This window comes from Streptomyces hainanensis, from assembly GCF_004348415.1.
GTDB classification, from domain to species: Bacteria; Actinomycetota; Actinomycetes; order Streptomycetales; family Streptomycetaceae; genus Streptomyces; species Streptomyces hainanensis.
The window spans coordinates 1-873 of record NZ_SMKI01000877.1 but is presented as its reverse complement, the minus strand read 5'-3'; the positions used below and the strand labels follow the sequence as shown (position 1 = coordinate 873).

2 pseudogenes are annotated in these 873 nt (G+C 69.9%); one reads left to right on the top strand and one right to left on the bottom strand.

The window, feature by feature from the left end:
• Positions 1-339, bottom strand: a pseudogene (locus E1283_RS38415) (hypothetical protein); the annotation flags it as partial.
• Here E1283_RS38415 and E1283_RS38410 point away from each other — a divergent pair.
• Positions 316-873: pseudogene (locus E1283_RS38410) on the top strand (hypothetical protein); the annotation flags it as partial. The pseudogenes E1283_RS38415 and E1283_RS38410 overlap by 24 nt on opposite strands.

The following is an 873-nucleotide window of genomic DNA, read 5'->3' as shown; positions in this document are numbered from 1 at the left end:
GTCTTCACCCACGAAGCCGCCCACGCCGCCCACAGCCGCTGGATCACCCCATCCACCCCGCACGACACCGCTCAATTCGCCGCCGCCGCCCTCCTGGAAGAGGCCCGCGCCGAACACGCCCACCTTCGCCGCCGCCCCTCCGACCGTCGCTTCCTGCGCACCGCCATCCACACACTGATCCTCGCGGACATCACCCGCGACACCCCCACCGACACCTGGCAGGCCGGCTGGGCGGCCGGCCTCATCCTCGCCCGCCGAGACGCTGGGATCCTCGCCTCCGATGAAACCCAGCACCTCGAGAACGTCGTCACCACCGTGCTCGGCACGAAGATCCTCCACACCCTCCACGACATATGGACAGCCGTCCGCACCACCGCTGACGACGACACGAACGGCATGCTGCGACACGCCACAGCATGGTGCGAAGCACTCACCGCCGACCCCCACGAACGGGAACCAGCCCCCGACCCCACAGCCAAACACGGCCAACTCGGCGACGCCGTCGACCAGGTCATCAACCGGATCGCCATCAACGAAGCGGAGGAAGCCCGCCTCCGCGACCACGCACAAACGACCCGCACCGCTCAGAGGCAAGCCAAAGCCGCCAACACCGAGCACACCAAGCAAGCGGCTACCACAGCCCGAGACGTCTTCGCCGCCGTCGGACACCCGATCACCCCCAGCCACGCACGCGGAGACCACCCCGACCCACCACCAGTCACCGGCAGCCGCCCACCAACCCCAGCCGAGAAAGCCGCCGCCAGCCGACTCGCCAGGGCACTACGCGCCGCCGCCTACCGCGAACGCACCACCACCCACGCAGCCTCCACAACCCCGCCCGGCCGCCTCGACATGCGCCAAGCACTCGCCCTC